The sequence below is a fragment of the Paenisporosarcina antarctica genome (genome assembly GCF_004367585.1).
GTDB classification, from domain to species: domain Bacteria; phylum Bacillota; class Bacilli; order Bacillales_A; family Planococcaceae; genus Paenisporosarcina; species Paenisporosarcina antarctica.
In genome coordinates this window covers 2,985,174-3,002,858 of sequence record NZ_CP038015.1, presented here as the reverse complement: position 1 = coordinate 3,002,858, position 17,685 = coordinate 2,985,174, and the positions used below count along the sequence as shown (strand labels likewise).

The 17,685-nt window shown below is 37.7% G+C and carries 17 protein-coding genes; 10 read left to right on the top strand and 7 right to left on the bottom strand.

Annotated elements, in window-relative coordinates; genetic code table 11:
* Positions 1 to 19 precede the first annotated feature (19 nt).
* The 4 genes from E2636_RS14455 to E2636_RS14445 all read left to right on the top strand — a co-directional run bounded on the left by E2636_RS14455 (position 20) and on the right by E2636_RS14445 (position 3,773).
* Complete coding sequence (locus tag E2636_RS14455) at positions 20 to 469, top strand: GNAT family N-acetyltransferase (protein ID WP_134210831.1); 450 nt, start codon at positions 20 to 22, stop codon at positions 467 to 469.
* Positions 470 to 875: 406 nt separating this feature from the next.
* Positions 876 to 1,049, top strand: a complete 174-nt coding sequence (locus tag E2636_RS19065) for a hypothetical protein (protein ID WP_166669456.1) — start codon at positions 876 to 878, stop codon at positions 1,047 to 1,049.
* A 557-nt stretch (positions 1,050 to 1,606) separates the two neighbouring features.
* Positions 1,607 to 2,851 (top strand): IS110 family RNA-guided transposase, encoded by a 1,245-nt coding sequence (locus E2636_RS14450; protein ID WP_134209225.1) that lies wholly within the window; start codon positions 1,607 to 1,609, stop codon positions 2,849 to 2,851.
* A gap of 532 nt (positions 2,852 to 3,383) precedes the next feature.
* On the top strand, positions 3,384 to 3,773 hold the full coding sequence (locus E2636_RS14445) for a hypothetical protein (protein ID WP_134210830.1): 390 nt from the start codon (positions 3,384 to 3,386) through the stop codon (positions 3,771 to 3,773).
* 59 nt (positions 3,774 to 3,832) lie between these two features.
* Here E2636_RS14445 and E2636_RS14440 read toward each other — a convergent pair whose 3' ends face one another.
* The 4 genes from E2636_RS14440 to E2636_RS14420 form a co-directional block, all read right to left on the bottom strand.
* Positions 3,833 to 5,200 (bottom strand): YjiH family protein, encoded by a 1,368-nt coding sequence (locus E2636_RS14440; protein WP_134210829.1) that lies wholly within the window; start codon positions 5,198 to 5,200, stop codon positions 3,833 to 3,835.
* A 20-nt stretch (positions 5,201 to 5,220) separates the two neighbouring features.
* Positions 5,221 to 6,528 carry an aspartate aminotransferase family protein gene (locus E2636_RS14435; protein ID WP_134210828.1) on the bottom strand — a complete coding sequence of 436 codons (1,308 nt, stop codon included), beginning with the start codon at positions 6,526 to 6,528 and terminating at the stop codon, positions 5,221 to 5,223.
* Positions 6,525 to 7,865, bottom strand: a complete 1,341-nt coding sequence (locus E2636_RS14430) for a sigma 54-interacting transcriptional regulator (protein ID WP_134210827.1) — start codon at positions 7,863 to 7,865, stop codon at positions 6,525 to 6,527. The genes E2636_RS14435 and E2636_RS14430 overlap by 4 nt, the downstream gene beginning before the upstream one ends.
* Before the next feature lie 556 nt (positions 7,866 to 8,421).
* Complete coding sequence (locus tag E2636_RS14420) at positions 8,422 to 9,405, bottom strand: aldo/keto reductase (protein WP_134210825.1); 984 nt, start codon at positions 9,403 to 9,405, stop codon at positions 8,422 to 8,424.
* A gap of 325 nt (positions 9,406 to 9,730) precedes the next feature.
* On the opposite strand from E2636_RS14420, the gene E2636_RS14415 reads away from it, so the two are divergent.
* Entirely contained in the window at positions 9,731 to 10,426 is a 696-nt protein-coding gene (locus tag E2636_RS14415) for a class I SAM-dependent methyltransferase (RefSeq protein ID WP_134210824.1), read from the top strand.
* Positions 10,427 to 10,633: 207 nt separating this feature from the next.
* On the opposite strand, the gene E2636_RS14410 is transcribed toward E2636_RS14415, so the two are convergent.
* Entirely contained in the window at positions 10,634 to 11,134 is a 501-nt protein-coding gene (locus tag E2636_RS14410; protein WP_134210823.1) for a putative periplasmic lipoprotein, read from the bottom strand.
* Positions 11,135 to 11,342: 208 nt separating this feature from the next.
* On the opposite strand from E2636_RS14410, the gene E2636_RS14405 reads away from it, so the two are divergent.
* Positions 11,343 to 12,191, top strand: a complete 849-nt coding sequence (locus tag E2636_RS14405; protein WP_134210822.1) for a DUF1206 domain-containing protein — start codon at positions 11,343 to 11,345, stop codon at positions 12,189 to 12,191.
* A 200-nt stretch (positions 12,192 to 12,391) separates the two neighbouring features.
* Here E2636_RS14405 and E2636_RS19060 read toward each other — a convergent pair whose 3' ends face one another.
* Entirely contained in the window at positions 12,392 to 12,556 is a 165-nt protein-coding gene (locus E2636_RS19060) for a hypothetical protein (protein ID WP_166669535.1), read from the bottom strand.
* 245 nt (positions 12,557 to 12,801) lie between these two features.
* On the bottom strand, positions 12,802 to 13,257 hold the full coding sequence (locus E2636_RS14395) for a methylated-DNA--[protein]-cysteine S-methyltransferase (RefSeq protein WP_134210821.1): 456 nt from the start codon (positions 13,255 to 13,257) through the stop codon (positions 12,802 to 12,804).
* Positions 13,258 to 13,374: 117 nt separating this feature from the next.
* Between E2636_RS14395 and E2636_RS14390 the strand changes: the two genes are divergently transcribed.
* From E2636_RS14390 to E2636_RS14375, 4 genes are all read left to right on the top strand, one after another.
* Positions 13,375 to 13,920 (top strand): bifunctional transcriptional activator/DNA repair enzyme AdaA, encoded by a 546-nt coding sequence (locus tag E2636_RS14390; RefSeq protein ID WP_134210820.1) that lies wholly within the window; start codon positions 13,375 to 13,377, stop codon positions 13,918 to 13,920.
* A 14-nt stretch (positions 13,921 to 13,934) separates the two neighbouring features.
* Complete coding sequence (locus tag E2636_RS14385) at positions 13,935 to 14,819, top strand: DMT family transporter (protein ID WP_134210819.1); 885 nt, start codon at positions 13,935 to 13,937, stop codon at positions 14,817 to 14,819.
* A 442-nt stretch (positions 14,820 to 15,261) separates the two neighbouring features.
* Positions 15,262 to 16,755, top strand: a complete 1,494-nt coding sequence (gene dacB, locus E2636_RS14380; protein WP_208324082.1) for a D-alanyl-D-alanine carboxypeptidase/D-alanyl-D-alanine endopeptidase — start codon at positions 15,262 to 15,264, stop codon at positions 16,753 to 16,755.
* A gap of 72 nt (positions 16,756 to 16,827) precedes the next feature.
* Complete coding sequence (locus E2636_RS14375; RefSeq protein WP_134210817.1) at positions 16,828 to 17,664, top strand: GNAT family N-acetyltransferase; 837 nt, start codon at positions 16,828 to 16,830, stop codon at positions 17,662 to 17,664.
* Positions 17,665 to 17,685: the final 21 nt, after the last annotated feature.

The window sequence follows — 17,685 nt, the reverse complement described above, 5'->3', positions numbered from 1 at the left end:
CTAAAGGGGAGAAACTCAGATGACGTTTAAGGTTCAACGAATAGAAGACTTGAAGAAAATCGACGTATCGAAGTTAGTATCGGAAAGCGAAGAAGAAGGCTATCGTTTCTTAACTCGCTTAGTACATGATTATGAAGATGGATCTAATACATTTAATAAAGATGGAGAAGCCCTATACGGTGTATGGGAGGGTCCTGAAAAATTAGTGGCAATTGGTGGCTTAAATCAAAACTCTCACACTGACAATAAGGATGAAGCACGTTTACTGCGCTTTTATACACTTGGGGATGCACGTAGACAAGGCGTAGGATCTCAATTGTTATCGGAATTAGTAAATCATGCAAAAGGAAAGTTTAAGAAAATTACATGTCGGACAGAATCAGCGAAAGCAGATGCATTCTACCGGGCAAATGGATTTGAAGAAGCTCATGAAGCACCTGATACTACACATGTGATGAATTTAGCGTAAATAGTAAATGAAAAAGAGGATTCGCTTATATGCGAATCCTCTTTTTAGAGCTTATACAGTTACGTAATGTGTCTATATAGGTAATTCAATAATTTCACTATTTAATATGTGGTGGAATTTAGCACCGTATCCTTCTGCAGCTTCGAGGAAGTAGTACAGTTTAATGACGAAAATTCCTTCTTTCCCGTTACTGATGACGTAAGCATTGACGATATTACTATCTGTACCAGAGCTTAGAGCAGCTTAAAGAATTAATTAAGCTTGTTGAAGAAGAGTGTATTTTGTAACACGTATATCATTGTACTATAAAGGAAATAAGTTTTTAAAAAATAATTATAAAGTGTCAGGCACCTAGATTTAAATGGAATATTTTATCCCCATTTAATTTTGGAAGCCTGGCGCTTTTTTGGAAGATGCTTACCAATGTAAAGGGCGTTTCTGTACAACATGTTCAGTAGGTGAAAGTGAAGAGTGGGGCAGGTTATTGTCTCACGATATGATTCAAGTTCCCCATGGTCAAGAACCCAGTGTTCATGGTGTGTTAGTATATGGAGAACATGCTAAAATGGAATTTATTTGATGTGACTCTCGTTAATTCAAAGTCGTGATTTCCTTTTTTAGAAACGCAAGTTTCCTCTCAGTGGAAGTGAATTTTGTTTAGTGATATATCTTGTTTAGTAATCTTTATTGGATTTTTTATATTTATTTTTAATCCTTTATGGTTATCACTGTTGATTTGTAAACAGGTGAATGATTGTAGTGGAAGGCGGCGACTCCAACGGGAAAGCGAGTCCAGGTGAGACCCCGCAGGAAACGAATTGTACACAATTCGTTTGCGACGAGTAACCGCAGGAGCATAGGTTTTTCAAACGACGAGGAGACTCACGCACCGCCCGCGGAAACATACTAACATTAGTAGCACAGACCAAGGCCATGGTTTGTGCTACTATTTTTTTGTAGAAGTGAAGGGAAGTCGAGCGGACGCTGGGATCTGAGAATCCGAATCAGGAAACCGACTCACTTCACACCCTTATAAGAATCAGTTTAGTATGTTGGGTCCTCGAGACCGTGTATAAGAAAGTGGAATCAATAAGGCACTGTGATGGACTTCTATGAAGAATGAACAGGAGGAGAAGTATGAAACACGTCATCGCTTTTGATGTCAGTATGGGAAAAAGCACTATGGTCCTCTACGATCACAATCAACACTGCAGGTATGAAGGGGAATTGGAACATACTCTTACCGGTTTCCAATCGCTAAAAGAACGCATTGATTCTTTAACGGAACAGGATGGTCAGGTTCCAGAAATTGTTTTCGAAGCTACAGGTGTCTATTCGCAAGGTCTTGAGAAGTTTCTTCAGGAACACCAGTATCCTTACAGCCGGCTCAATCCATTAGAGGCTAAACTCCAAACCGCCTCCATGCGCAGGCAGAAAACGGATATCGGTGATGCCCATGAACTGGCCAGGTCGCATTTTAGGATTGATCGTCCAGAAACCTACATTCAAGAAGACTACTATGAACAGATGCGTGCGTTGGGACGCTACTATGAGGATATTGAAAAAGAACTCGGTCAACATTCTAATCGGTTGCACGCTTTCCTACAGTTGAGCTTTCCAACGCTCGAAAAAGTGTTTTCGAAGAGTTCCATTTTGTTCTTAAATATCGTGAAGCTCTTCCCGCACCCGGCCTATTTAGGAGGACTGTCAAATGAGGAGTTATGCGATCAAATCAAACGTGCAACACGCAAAAACTTATCTGCCAAACAAGCGGAAGAGAAAGCAACTTTACTTCTCATGGCTGTTAAAAATTCCTACTCGGCTATTGGACCGAAAGATGTGCGATGTCAACATTTGAAGCAATATGCCAAACGCATTCAGGAACTACGGGTTCAAAAAAAGGAAATCATCAAACAGATGGTCGACCTTTCCAAAGATCGAGTGGAATTTCAAGTGCTCAAATCCTTTCCAGGAATCGGTGAAAACACCGCCGTTCAAATCCTTGGCGAGTTAGGTGACATCCGTCGTTTTCAAAATTCGAAACAAATCAATGCGTACGCAGGAATCGATATCCAACGGTATCAATCAGGCAAACTCCAACATCAGGATAAAATCAATAAAAGAGGAAACAGAAGACTGCGCAAAATCCTGTTCCAAATGGTCAGGTCTATGATCTCCTTGCGGGCAAAGACCCAAAATACGATTGTGGATTATTACGACAAATTAAAAAAGCAACCCAATGGAAAGCTCCATAAGGTTGCGATGATTGCCTGTATGAATAAGTTCTTGAAAGTTGCATTTCACCTTATCCAAAATGGCATCCTGTACCGGTACGAATCAGCAGTGTTTCGTAACACGATTCCTCTAACTATAGCACAATAGCCCCTGCGAAAAAAACAGAAATCGTGAGGTTTATTTACTATGCTTATTTTTTCGGTTCCGTGTGTTAAATCATGATTTCTGAGGGTATAGTGAAGCCAAATATCTTTTAACAAGCGACGGAACAGAAGTCAACCGCTTACTATTTCATTTTCACTATTTTTTTCTGAAAAAGAAATGGGAAAACTCTTGACTAGTGGTAAGAAAGCGTCCGCCTGAAAAGGAAATCACTAGACTTAAATAGAAGGCTGTCTTATTCTTCAGGTTATAGTGTAGAAGATTGCCGTCCTAAGCGACCCGGAAATCAAAGTTGATGCTGTATGGAATATCCTTTTAAACTGATACTTAAATCATCTGTAATTTCTTAAAGGACCGGGCGTATTTTGCCCGGTTTTTCTTGTCTCATTTGAAATTCAGGAGTAATTCAATTAGTTTATGTTAAAGATAATATTGATTGGTCAATAAATGGTTTTCACAGTTCTACATCTTTACATCAAAGGACTTGTCTAAAATACGTATATAGAGGAGATTAATAATGGAGGGGAAAGAAAAAGTAATAGAGGTAATCCAACCTGAATTTCAAGAAAAAATACAGGTGGAACTTAGTGGATTAACATTCACAAAAAACTTTCGATCAGCTACTGCTGAAGAGTGGTACATCTTCCTGCCTAATTATCATGATCCAAAGACAGGGGGTGCAGTAGGGAAAGTCATCATTCACTATGACTTATATGATAATAAAGAAATTTACATCAATACTACAGTGATATTTGATGACCCTAAATTATACAATCCAGAGCTACACGCTCTTGTTTATACGATTGCCGACGAATTAGTGAATAGACTCGTAGGTTTTTCGAACACCCTATTAGCAGTTCATGCCGGAGAAAATTCCTATAATGCAGAATACGTAAATAAGGGGTAAAAAAAACTGCCCCTCTTGTCTAAAACTAAATACAAGAGGGGCAGTTTTTAATTAATCTATCAGACAAAAATATGAGCGAAAATTACAATTATTGGCAATGTTATAATTGTACGTAAAATAAAGATTAACACAAGTTCCAAGAAGTTAACCGGAATATTTGAACGTAAAATCAAGATGCCGATTTCAGACATGTAGATTAATTGAGTTAACGATACCCCAGCTAATACGAATTTTGTTAGATCACTTTCAATACCGCTCCCGAGTATAGCGGGTAAGAACATATCTGCGAATCCTACTAATAACGTTGGTGCAGCTTCAGCGGCCTCAGGTAAACCAAGTAACGTTAAAACTGGTATTAACGGATATGAAATAATTTTGAATACAGGCGTGTATTCAGCAAGTACAAGTGCAAGTGTACCAAGAGCCATTACAAGAGGAATCAGTCCTAACCAAATGTCTAGAACAGTTTCGGCACCTGATTTTGCAAGTTTCTTTACGCTGCCTGAATTGCTTGCTTTTAATCGGGCTGCTTCAAAGCCCCATTTTACTAAAGAAACGCCTTCCGGAATATTATCATCAATTTGTTTTCCAACTGGCTCGTAATACGTATCTGCTTTACGAGATAGTGGGGGAATACGTGGCATGATGATGGCTGCCACTACACATGCAACTGATATGGCAATATAGAAAGGTAAGAATAAATGGCCGATTCCAACAACATTTGCAACAACTAGACTAAAGGCTACTGAAGCAATCGAGAATGTTGTGGCTATAACAGCAGCTTCACGTTTTGTATAATAGCCTTCATTATACTGCTTCATCGTTACTAATACTCCGACTGGTGCAGCACCCATCCAAGAAGCCATGCAGTCAATTGATGAGCGACCAGGTAATGTGAATACAGGACGCATAAATTTATTTACTAAAGCACCAACGAACTCCATCAAACCAAATTCAACTAACAAAGGTAATAGAATACCAGCAAATAAGAACCAAGTTAACAATACTGGTGCCAAGTCATACAGCACAACACCACCTGTATTACGTGAAGAAATAAATTCAGGTCCAATTTCATAGAAAGCCATTATACCAACTGTAAATCCAACTACACGAACAATCAGACCAAATGGGCCTGTAATGAAAATCGATCGCATAAATGGAGAATTTTTAACAAATGTTGGTTTCAAAGCTGTTGCTGCTAAAGTAGTGACTGCTGAAAAACCTAATAATAATACAACGAAACCAGGAATCCACTCGCCAAATGTGGATTGTAAAAAAGAAGCAAGAATCCCAATGACGATTGTTACTTGGCCATCATATTTAATAGGAACTAGAAATAATAATGCCCCAATAAGTGATGGGATGATAAACTTCCATGTTGCTGATGATGAAACTGTCGTCGTTTCCCTTTTGTTAATCGTCGTCATGTGATTTCCCCCTTTAGGCTTTATAAGTCACTTAATGCTTGATCCAAAACATCGATACCTGTATCAATCTGATCTTTTGTTATTGTCAATGGTGGTATCATGCGAATCACTTCTCCTGAATTACCGCATAGATAGAAAAGTACGCCCCGCTCTAAACAACCATCTAATACGTCCATCACCGCTTGGCCATTGGGTTTTCCGGTTTCAGGAACTTGTAATTCAATGCCAATCATTAAGCCGACGCCCCGAACTTCTTTAATCAAGTGGTGTTTCTTTTTCAACTCACCAAGTTGCTCAAGAGCATATGCCCCCATGTTTGTTGCGTTTTCAAGTAAACGTTCCTCTCTTAAAACTTCAAGAGAAGCAAGTGCAGCCGAACAAGCAATTGGATTTCCTCCAAAGGTAGTGCCATGTGTACCGAGAGGCCATTGTGACATCAATTCTTTAGAGGCAACAGTTGCACTCAATGGAAGACCTGCGGCAATGCCTTTTGCAATTGCCATAATATCAGGGGTTACACCAAATGTTTGAGCGGCAAACCAGTTACCAGTTCGTCCAAAGCCAGTTTGTACTTCATCAAAAATTAATAAAATACCATGACGGTCACAAATTTCTCTTATTTTAGCTAACCATTCTTTAGGTGGAATAATATAACCACCTTCACCTAAAACAGGTTCTAAAATGATACATGCCACTTCTTCAGGTGTTACTTGATGGTTAAAAAGCTTTTCTACATCACGCTCTAGTTTTTCTGGGAAAAAGATTTCTGGAATTGCTCCTTCTGGCAAATCATCTGGGTGAGCATATGGCAATTGGTACGTTAACCAAGACGGTTGTAAAAACTTTCGGTATTTACTTTTTGAAGTTGAAACACTTAATGCACCCATTGAGCGGCCGTGAAAACAACCAGTAAAAGACACGACATACGGACGTTTCGTAGCATATTTCGCTAACTTAATCGCTCCTTCAATCGCTTCTGTACCACTGTTTGCAAAGAAGAAGTTATCAAGTTTAGGTGGCATGATTTGTTGTAATTCGTATGCGAGTTTTAAAATAGATTCATAGATTATAACGCCAGAAGGTCCATGAATTAATGTGTCAGCACTGTCTTTAATGGCTTGTACGACTTTTGGGTGACGGTGCCCAACATTTTCAACAGCTATTCCTGATGTGAAGTCTAAATATTTTTTACCGTCCACTCCGTAGTAATAACATCCTTCAGCTTTTACGACAGGTAAGTTGGGGTGGTCTTTCGCCATACTTGGCGCAAGTAAATTTGCTATCGATCCGACTAGATGTTGAAAGTCTTGTTGTAGAACTTTTGTCATTCGATGTCATCTCCTATGGTGGTATTTACATATTTCTTTAATTTACGAACAACAGATGGTTGGCTAATACCTAATATTTGAGCCATTACCGTTGTGGTTTTGTAGCGTCTTTGTGCATTCAAAAGAACTTTCTTTTCGACAAATTCTAAAATATGAGGGAGTGTTTGCCCATCTATTTCTATACCAATTTGTTCATCTTCGCTGGGTTGGTATTGGATGGGTAAATCGTGAAGAGCGATTACAGTAGATTCACTTTCAATAAAACTGCGCTCCATAACATTTTTTAGTTCGCAAAAATTACCCATCCATTCGTGTTGAAGAAGATGTAAGTAAAGGTCATCTGCTACTTTCTTTTCTTGTTTATACTTTTCATTTAAGTTTTGTACCAATTGAGAAATGGCTTTTTCCAAATCTTCAGGGCGCTCACGCAAGGGTTTTAACTGAATAGATGCGAGATTCAAGTAATAAAATAAGTCTTCTCGGAAAGAACCTTTTTTGACCAAGTCTTCTAATGAAACTTCACTTACAGCAATGACTCTAATTGATTGTTGCAGTTGGAGATGTTTGTACAATATGCACTGGGATGCAAGTGATATCTGATCTATTTCGTTTAATACAAGCGTGCCACCATGAGATAAAGATAAGTACCCAGGGGATTTAATATCACCTTGACCCGTGAAAGCGATTTCAAAAACAGCTTCAGGTATTGTACTGCAATTCACTTCGATAAAGGCATCTGCATGACGCGTGCTTTTGCTATGAATAAATTTGGCAAGTGTCATTTTTCCAACTCCACGTTCTCCATGGATGACAATTGGTGCATCATAAGATGCCATTTTAAGTGCAGTTTTAACTGCACGTGAAGAAGATTGACTTTCCATAATTGCCCCATCTATTCGGATGTGTTGATCACGTAAATGGGCAAGTTCTTCTTTTACTTTGCTCATTTCAGTTTCTAAATCTTGCAAGTACTCTTTCATGACAATCAGTTCAGAAAGTTCATAAGAATAACTAATAACAAATTCAACTTCACGCTGAGCATTGAAAAGTGGGATTCCGGTAATTAATACTTTTCGACCGGATGGAGTCGTTTGTACAATGACAACTTTCTTCTTTTTCTTGACCACTTCAGGTGTAATTGCAGGTGAAAAAATCCCTTGTGCTTCTAAGTCAAAAACAGATTTACCTAAAAGTTGTGCAGGTGACAACCCGTAATGCTCACCACTAATCTGCGTTACTTTAATAATTTTCCCTTCACGCGTTGTAATGATGATATCTTCATCATGCATATCCATGATTTCTTCATCGGTATTTGGAAGTAATAACATTGAATTCATACTTGAACTCCTTTATTCATTCTTGTATAAGACTATACAATAGTGAATAATCTAATTACAAGTAAAATTTAAATAATTCTAAAAATTATTTTTTTATGTAGAATATTATTCCAATTAAATTTCCGGATACACTGTATTTACAAGGTTTTTTTGGTCTTTTTGGACAGAAAAAAGATTTCTCCAGCTTTTCCTTTATTTACTTGTCATGCATGGTCAATAAGATATGGATCGAGTGTCGACCGATAGCTCAGTTGTAAATTTTGGCTGTCACGTTGTAATTACGAAAGGTGACGTTGTAAAAATAGACCTCCACGTTGTAAAAATAGCGGTTCACGTTGTAATAGGTAAATTTAGGTATTTTTTGTCGTTATATTTAGTAGTGGGCTTTCAATGGAAATTTGGAAGGGGACCCAGAAACCAATGTTGATACAGTATGGTAAATCTATTTTCAGCTGACAGTCATATCAATTAAAAAAGACGCCATTTAAAATGACGTCTTGGTAGCTTAGTATTAAATTTTGAAGCATCATGGAAATTGTTGTGAAAAAAGGTGTACCTATTTTTTCTTCCCAATCACTTTCCATGAAGTACGTGAAATTTCTTCGAGTTCGGAAGCGTCCAGTTTAAAGGTTAAAGCACCCACATTGTCTTGTGCATGATGAACTTTAGTTGCGCCAGGTATCGCGAAAACCGTTTCCCCGTGATAATGAATGGTCCAGTTTAAGGCGACTTGACTAGCGCTCACATTATATTTTTCACCGATTGCATCGAGTAATGTTATGAGTGGCTTTGACTCAGCCAACCCAGCTTCTTTAAACTTACGTTGAAATCTGCGTGGTCCTTTGGCATCGTGAATTAAAGCTGGATTATCATGGAATTTCCCGGTTAATAATCCTTGTTCAAGAGGTGAATACGCAATAATGGAAATCCCTAATTCTTTAGCACTTTGTAGGATTCCATTTTCTTCAATTCGGCGATCTAGTAAGCTATATTTCACTTGGTTTGAAGCAAGTGAAAGTCCATTTTCAGTCAAAATTCGATGTGAATTGACCATAGCTGCAACATTGAAATTACTAACGCCCACATGGTTAATATGACCGTCCTTTACTAGTTCAATCATTGCTCGTATTTGCTTATCAACTGAAGAGAGGGAATACGGTTGATGAATTTGATATAAATCTATAGGTCGATTATTTAGAGCCTCTTGTCGGTTATGTATTGTTTTCGTTATAGATTTCGCTGTTCTAAACAAGGGCCACCATTTCGTTGCAATTTTTGCCTCGTCATGTGTTGCACCTATATTTCCAAGCGCTTTGGCTAAAATCTTTTCTGACTCTCCACCGCCATACACTTCAGCTGTGTCAAACCAGTTAATGCCGCCAGTTAAAGATGTTTTAATAATATCTTCGGTTAGTTCATCATCTAGGGATCCCCAAAACTTTCCAACTACGCCAGATCCTTTACTAAATTGCCAAGTTCCTAGTCCAAGGGGGGAAAGGTTTAAGTCTGTTTGACCTAGAGTTCTTTTAGTATTTTCCATGCATATCATCCTCCAAAAGGGTGGTTAACTGAAAAGATAAGAAAGTAAAGTATAAGGTGTTCTCTTTCACTCAAGATTATCTATTTCTAGACGCAAGAGCGCTATAGAATGTTCACTTTGAAACGGATTTTTTATTTCGTATCCTCAAGTGAAGGTGAAGGGCACATGGTGATTTCCACATGTCATTGAGTCTAGTTAGGGTCCGCTTTTCTTTTGAAAGTGTAACACTTCTTCTCTGAAGTTAGCGAATCTCTATCGGTTTGTAAGTTTTCAAAAATTAACACATAATAAAGATAGCTAGTTAACGAGTAAAGGGGGAAAAATAGTGAAAGATGATTTAGTATTTGATATGGAAATGGCTAGAGAATATGATAAGGGAATTCGACGTGCTCTACCTACATACGATGCCATGTTTCGAATGGTCCAGTCCTTTTTACGTGCTCATGTGAAAGAATCAGCAAACGTGTTAGTCATTGGGGCAGGTGGAGGGAATGAATTTGTGACATTTGGAACAGCTAATCCCACGTGGACCTTTGCAGGTGTAGATCCTTCTGAAGCTATGCTAGAAGTAGCCCTCCAAAAAGCGAAGAACGAAGGTATGGAAGAACGTGTGTCCATTCATGCTGGCAAGATTGAAGAATTAGAATTAACACAAATATTTAATGCCGCAACATGCTTACTAGTTTTGCATTTTGTCGAAACGCTAGAAGAGAAGCTTAGCCTACTAAAAACAGTGAAAGAACAATTACAACCAGGATCACCTTTTGTACTCGTCACGATGTTTGGCGATCAATCAAAACCAGAATTTAATGAATGTATGAATTTATGGAAGTCGATATGGCTAGATTTAACAGATTTAACGAAAGAAGATGTGGAAGGAATGGAAGAATCAGTCCGTGAACTGTCCTTTATTTCAGCTGCTCAAATCGAAGATCTTCTAGCTCAAGCTGGATTTGATCGAGTTACACAATTCTTTTCTACAACACTTTTCGGTGGTTGGATTGCTCACGCTGAAAATTAAGAAAAGCAGAAAGCGCCACTCTAGCTCATCACCGGCGCTGGAAGAACCTATTTGGAAACGTGTGTCCGCATGAGGGGCCAAAGCTTAGGTGTGAGTTGACGCTTGGAGCTAGACATAACAACTCCAAGTACGAAGGTATTACTCGAAAAAACTCATATTTTCTTATCTAGTAAAAAAGCCAAAACCGAGTTTCTCGGTTTTGGCTTTTTACATCGTAACTGGTGGTGCAATATAAAAGTTTGCCTTTTTAGAGAGATGTAAAGGATCCAATTCGTGGAAATTAATTTTTTGTAAGTTCTTTCTTTCAAACACCATATTAAATATGGCCATATCAATCGGCTGTCCTTCTCGATCTTCAAGGGTCGTTTCTACTATTAACACCACTTCTTGAACTTCATGTTGTCTTTTTACATCTTGAAGTATAGTTGCACAGCTATCGAGAATGTCTGCCTTGAATTCATCATAAGTTTCATCATCAAAGCTATAAATGTAGGCAATGATTTTCAATTTTTCGGTCTTTTCATCAAATTCAACCAGTTTTACAGCGTCTTCAGTGAACTCTTGACGATAGCCGAAGTTCTCCATAACGGAATGGACGATACTTTGCTCCAATTCGCTAAAAATTTTTGTGGTTTCCTTGGAATTGACTTCGTTAGAACAACCAACAATTAATAAAGCTAGAAAGAATATCGTCAATAATTTTTTCAATGGAAGTCTCCTTCAAACGGATTCTAGAAAATTATAATTGATTATTAAGAAAATTGGTATATATTTCAATAATAAAAATGGGATCACTTTAATGCCATAATAATTTCTCAGTATTCCATAAAATACCTCATTTAATAGGTTTCTAATTTGATTAAAAAGGGAACTTTAATAAGATGATAGTATGATAACAACAGAGGAAGTGTCCTATATGAGCACGCCATCAAAAGCACAGGCAGTAGACAAGATAAGGGAAGCAAAACCGTGGGTACGTCGATTCGGCCGCTTTGGTAGTATGTCAAAAGGAATTGTTTATGGAATGATTGGCGTGCTGGCAGCACTAGCTGCTGTGGGACCAGGGGGAGAGACTACTGGAACTGGTGGTGCATTGCAATCCATTGCTGAAATGCCGTTTGGGGAAGTAGTCTTGTGGATAATTGGAATAGGTTTAATTGGATCTATCTTGTGGGATTTTATCAAGGCTCTTAAAGATCCTGAAAACGAAGGCAAGGATGCAAAAGGTATTATTAGGCGGACTGGTTTTTTTATCAGTGCTATTATTTATGCGAATTTAGCTTTTGGTGCCATTAAGTTAGCGAGTCATACTGGTAAAGCTGGAGGTGACGATACCGAGAAAATCTTATCCGGAAAATTAATGGAACAGCCTTATGGGGTTTGGTTAATCGGTTTATTAGGCGTTATTATTATTGGATATGGTCTCACTGAATTCTTTAATGGAGCGAAAGAAAAATTTATGCGCAAATTTATTACGACTGACATGAATGCCACAGAACGTAAAGTGGCACGCATTTCTGGGAAAGTTGGATTAATGGCACGTGGCCTCGTATTAAATATGGTTGGATTCTTCTTTATTCAAACAGCTTATAGCCATAATCCAGAACAATCTGAAGGTCTCGGTGGTGCTTTATCTGAACTGGCTAACCAACCATATGGTCAGTATTTGCTAATAATCGTTTCCCTTGGATTCATTTTATTTGGTATTTATCAAATTATTCTGGGACGCTATCAGTATATGAACTTTGGTCATAAAGGAAAATAACCATTCACAAATGTGAGACCACGAAAAAAACTGAATTGTTTAAATTTGGGAGCCATTCCTCGATTATTATCGAGGCAAGGTTCCCTGTTTTTATAAGTATAATAATTTTGATTCTTGATGATTTCAAATCAAGAATCCGTAAACCTTCGTTCATAAAGGATGTACAGTAAGCAATACGAAAGAAAGAGGCAACGTTTCGTTCATTCAAAATCGAACGAAATGTCGCCTTGAAGTTTTTCAGTGGTCATGATTCCTCTGGAGTTTCGATAATTAGGAGATAATTGGTTAGTTGTCCCAATTGGACACAAAGTTGCTCCAATCAAAGCAGAAGTTGCACCAATCAGCACCAAAGTTGCCCCGATCAAAGCAGAAGTTGCTCCAATAGGACAAAGAAGGTGCTGTAATCAAAGCCAAAGGTGTCTATTCAAATGAAAAATCGACTCAACCAACTAAAAAGTAGTACTTCCTATTGAAGAAGTGTTCACCTTTGACTCGATTTCCTGTTTTTCTTGCTATGGTTTCAAAAATGAACTTAATACTGTCTCTCATGGCCATGAAATGTTTGGTATGCATTACTTTCTTGATCTATTGCGTAATAATTTCAGTGGGATCACAATTGTGAATGGTTCTTTTCGTGTGCAAGCAACCAATCTTTTCGCCATGTTTCCCATGCAAATCCAGTCAACGTACCATTTTTTCCTATTACTCGATGGCATGGAATAACTAGAGCTAATTTGTTTTTTCCAATGGCAGTTCCAACAGCACGAACGGCCTTATCTCTTTCAATCACCTGAGCGATTTCAGAATACGTACTCGTTTCACCAAAAGGAATATGTGTTAGTTCGTTCCACACTTGGAGTTGAAAAGGTGTGCCACTTAATTGTGGAAATGTAAAATATGTTAGTTGTCCTTTAAAATATGCATCAATTTCTTGTTTAAAATGTTTCACTATATCATTTTCATTGCTGTGTTGTTGTTCTTCAACGAACAGTACCGATAGAAGAGATGATTGAGTAGCCTTTACTTCAATAAATCCAATAGGTGATTCAACATAACCTGTAAACATAAGCAACCTCCTTTTCACCATTATAAAAAACTTTTGAGATATTTGCTTTTCAATTGTTGTCATTCAATTTTGGTCCAATTAAATTGTGATACTATTAGAAAAAAGGAGGCACTTGATATGAAAGAAATTGAATGGGTCGCAGTTGCAAACAATGATGATGCATTTGATGGACAGTTCTATTATGGTGTTTCCACCACATTAATTTTTTGTCGACCTTCATGTCATTCTAAAATGCCTCTTCGTAAGCATGTTTCTATTTTTTCTACACTGCGTTCTGCTAAGGATGCCGGTTATCGTCCGTGTAAACGATGTCGTCCTGAAGACTTGATTTATACTCATCCGAACACACAACTCGTTAATAAGACCCTTTCGATCATTGAATTACAATTAACAAGTCCTCTGACGTTGAAAGACATGGCTGAACAACTATTTGTTTCCTCAACTTATTTGCAGAAAGTGTTTATGAAAGAAACGAAAGTATCACCGTCAAGATACTTAACAAATGTCAGAATGTCTAAAGCGAAACATTTACTTCAACATACTGATTTACTAGTGATCAATATTGCTCAATCTGTTGGGTATCAAAACGCTGCCCATTTTTCCACGGCTTTTCAGCGTTACACCGGAGATTCACCAACTAAATTTCGAACGAAGGTTCAGTAAAGGAAGTACTAATTATGCGTGTTTATGTAGCACTAATTGCCCTTAGTCTTATTTGGGGACTATCTTTTGTATTTATCTCGATTCTTAGCGAGCCAGCAGGTGTATGGGGAACCGTTTTTATTCGCTGTACAGCAGGTGCTTTGCTGTTACTTCCATTGCTCTGGTTTAAGCGAAAAGATATCATAAAACCTGTTCCATGGAAAGCTTTATTAGTCGTTGGAGTGGTTAACGCAGGTTTGCCATGGGGGTTGATAGCACTTAGTCAAACTCAAATTGACAGTAGTTTAGCGGCAGTACTTAATGCCTTTACACCTATATTTACTGGGTTAATGGGCTTGTTATTTTTTGGTTCGGTATTGTTAAAGCAACAATGGATTGGCATAGCAACCGGCTTTATTGGGATATTAATTATCATGAAATTTGATATTTCATTGTTATTTGGTGAAAGTTTTGTCGGAATTGGAACGATGATCTTAGCAACGATTTGCTACGGCTTTTCCTCTCATTACGCCAGGAAACATTTAAAAGAAGCAGGAATTATTTTTGTCACAACCTGTACATTGGTTGTTGGAGCTGTCTTTGGTGGATTAATGATGCTTTTCACGAATACTAATCAATTACATACTCTTATACTAAACATAAACAGTGAAATAATATTTGCAATTATAGGACTTGGTTTCTTTGGTTCAGGCATTGCGCATTTACTATTTTTTTACTTGATGAAAAAAAGAAGTCCAGAGTTCGCAACATCTGTAACTTATTTAATCCCGATTTCCGCTATATTTTGGGGTTATTTTTTACTAAAAGAACCTATTTCAATTCAAATGATTATCGGTTTACTTGTCATTTTATGTGGGGTCTATTTAACAACTCGTCCCAAACTCACTTTCCGTAAGTGAGTTTTTTAGAAGCTTATTCAGGAAGTATTGGACGTGAAATCTTCTGAAACCATGAGCTACACAATAATGAAGTAGAAGACGATAAATACTATCTTCATATAGGTTGTTGCATATACCGTAGGATTGACTATAAGAAGGACGCCGAAAATAGTGACAAAGTCACTTCATTCGGCGTCTTTTATTCTTGTGTTTTTGGTGCTGAAGGTTTGTAATCGATACTGTTTTACTAATTGTTTTTCAGCTAAAACCTAAATAATTATTTTGCACGGATTTTCTTGTAAGTTGAAACAACTTGAGGCGTACGTGTTTTTAGTATAGTTTCTATACACTTGGCATATATAAAAATAAACATTCAACACAATAAATAGATGAATAGATTTATTTGGGTAAATAACTATCATCGAATTAATTTTTCACATCATCTAATGAGGGAGGAATCATCTTGAAAATAAAAAAAATTATGCTCCTCTCGGTGATTATTGTTCTCGCATTTCTGCCATTTCTATTGGACAAGAATCATCAACAAACGGCTATTGCAAATGTTGAATATGCCCAGCTTGGCAACAGCATAAATAAAATACTCCAAGATGAACGATTAGATGGTGCAACTACTGGTATCAGTATTCGAAAAGCAGAAACTGGGGAACTTATATATGACCATTTTGGTGAAACTAGATTACATCCAGCTTCGAACATGAAACTACTTACAGCTGCGGCAGCTCTAGAAACACTTGGTGAGGATTATCGTTTCGTTACGGAAGTGTTAACGGATGGTCATGTGAAAAGTGGCGTGTTACAAGGTAACTTGTATTTAAAAGGTAAAGGAGACCCGACACTTTTAAAGGAAGATTTCGACCTCTTTGCACAGAAACTAGCTTCTAAAGGCATAAAAATTATTAACGGAAACTTGGTTGGAGACGACACATGGTACGACAATGTCCGATTGTCGCAAGATATCAACTGGACAGATGAGTCTTACTACTATGCAGCCCAGGTATCTGCACTAACAGCATCCCCAAATTCGGATTTTGATGCAGGTACAGTAATTGTTGAAGCTCATGCCAATTCAAATGTCGCAAAGGCAGCAACAATTAACGTAGTGCCACTTACGGATATGGTGAAAATTATTAATCGTTCTAAAACAGTGGCATCAGGTGGAACAAAGACCATCAAGATTGAACGTGAACATGGCACAAACAATATCGTGATTGAAGGTTTAGTTCCAGAAGGTGGAACCGTCACTCGTGAATGGATTTCCATTTCGGAACCATCGTATTATGCACTTGATTTATTCGGAAAATCTTTAACAAAAAATGGCATAAAATTTGCAGATAATTCAAAATTCACACTTGGCAAGACACCAAGGAAAGCTCAATTACTAACATCAAAAAAATCCATCACATTGAAAGAACTATTGATTCCCTTTATGAAACTAAGTAACAATTCCCATGCAGATGTTTTGGCAAAAGAGATGGGGAAAGTTGTCTATGGGGAAGGCAGTTTTGAAAAGGGACTTCAAGTGATAGAAGAAAATTCTACAAAACTAGGTTTGGATAAGGATGTGATGATGATTCGAGATGCTTCGGGTATGTCACATATCAATTTAATTCCTGCAAATGAAATAACAAATCTTCTCGTTTCTGCACAAAAAAAGCCATGGTATAACACATTTTTAACATCTCTACCTGTCGCAGGTGTAAGTAAAAGATTTGTTGGGGGCACTTTACGTAACCGTATGAAAATTAAACCAACAGTCGGTAATGTGAAAGCCAAAACGGGTACAATATCGGCAGTATCTGCGTTATCAGGCTATGCAACTACGAGAGACGGTGAGTTGTTGGTATTCTCTATCCTCATTAATAATGACTTAGCAGCGGTGATGCCAATAGAAGATCAAATTGCGACGGCGATAGCGAGCTATACACATTTAAAATAATTAGTAGCTTCTCATATCAAAATATGGGAAGCTATTTTTACGTACATACAATACAAAGAGAAGGAGACTTCCATGTTAACAGACAAACAATTAAACGATATTGAAACACTTCAAAAACAATGTGAAGTACATGATAACTTACAACTAAAACTAAATTGGGAAATGCTTCGAAAACGTGAATCAGATCAACTAGATTTTTTGTATTATGAACAGAATAAACTAATTGCATTTATAGGGTTGTATGCATTTGGATCAACTGTTGAAGTATGTGGTATGGTCAAGCCGGGTGAACGTCGTAAAGGTCATTTTAAACGGCTGTTTAAGCAAGGAATGGAAAAAGCCAAACTTGAAAAGTACAAGAAAATCTTACTGAATGCACCTGCCGGATCACAAGCAGCGAGAACTTTCTTAAAACAACATGGAGCGTTTCTTGCGTTTACGGAACATCAAATGGAGTGGCAAGAAAAGTTTCTTGAAGCAATGGAGGGGGTTACGCTACGACAAGCAACTATAGATGACCTAGATATGAGAGTTCGCCTGGATGTCGAAGCATTTGGTTTGCTAAAAGAAGATGCACAAACGATGGAGAGCAGAATTGACAGTGATGAAGATACCGATATGTTAATGATCGATGTGAATAATGAAACGATAGGGAAAATTAGAGTGAAGAGAGAAGATGGAGAAGCTTGGATATATGGTTTCTGTATTCTTCCCTACTACCAAGGGAAAGGGATTGGCCGAAAAGTGCTAAGTAAAGTTGTCTCAGAACAAAGTGCATTAGGATACTCCGTTCATTTAGAAGTCGAAACAAAAAATGTACAAGCGTTAAAGTTATACGAATCTGTAGGGTTTAAAGGAATCCATGCACAAGATTACTATGTTTACCAAAATAAAACCGACTCTAAGTGAGTCGGTTTTGCATATCATCTA

Bases quoted from the DNA above. Each gene is read 5' to 3' on its own strand.
- E2636_RS14420 (WP_134210825.1), bottom strand. From the start codon at position 9,405: ATGGAAAATACTAAAAGAACTCTAGGTCAAACAGACTTAAACCTTTCC.
- E2636_RS14390 (WP_134210820.1), top strand. From the start codon at position 13,375: ATGAAAGAAATTGAATGGGTCGCAGTTGCAAACAATGATGATGCATTT.
- E2636_RS14450 (WP_134209225.1), top strand. From the start codon at position 1,607: ATGAAACACGTCATCGCTTTTGATGTCAGTATGGGAAAAAGCACTATG.
- E2636_RS14455 (WP_134210831.1), top strand. From the start codon at position 20: ATGACGTTTAAGGTTCAACGAATAGAAGACTTGAAGAAAATCGACGTA.
- E2636_RS14430 (WP_134210827.1), bottom strand. From the start codon at position 7,865: ATGAATTCAATGTTATTACTTCCAAATACCGATGAAGAAATCATGGAT.
- E2636_RS14375 (WP_134210817.1), top strand. From the start codon at position 16,828: ATGTTAACAGACAAACAATTAAACGATATTGAAACACTTCAAAAACAA.
- E2636_RS14405 (WP_134210822.1), top strand. From the start codon at position 11,343: ATGAGCACGCCATCAAAAGCACAGGCAGTAGACAAGATAAGGGAAGCA.
- E2636_RS14440 (WP_134210829.1), bottom strand. From the start codon at position 5,200: ATGACGACGATTAACAAAAGGGAAACGACGACAGTTTCATCATCAGCA.
- E2636_RS14445 (WP_134210830.1), top strand. From the start codon at position 3,384: ATGGAGGGGAAAGAAAAAGTAATAGAGGTAATCCAACCTGAATTTCAA.
- E2636_RS14435 (WP_134210828.1), bottom strand. From the start codon at position 6,528: ATGACAAAAGTTCTACAACAAGACTTTCAACATCTAGTCGGATCGATA.
- E2636_RS14395 (WP_134210821.1), bottom strand. From the start codon at position 13,257: ATGTTTACAGGTTATGTTGAATCACCTATTGGATTTATTGAAGTAAAG.
- E2636_RS14385 (WP_134210819.1), top strand. From the start codon at position 13,935: ATGCGTGTTTATGTAGCACTAATTGCCCTTAGTCTTATTTGGGGACTA.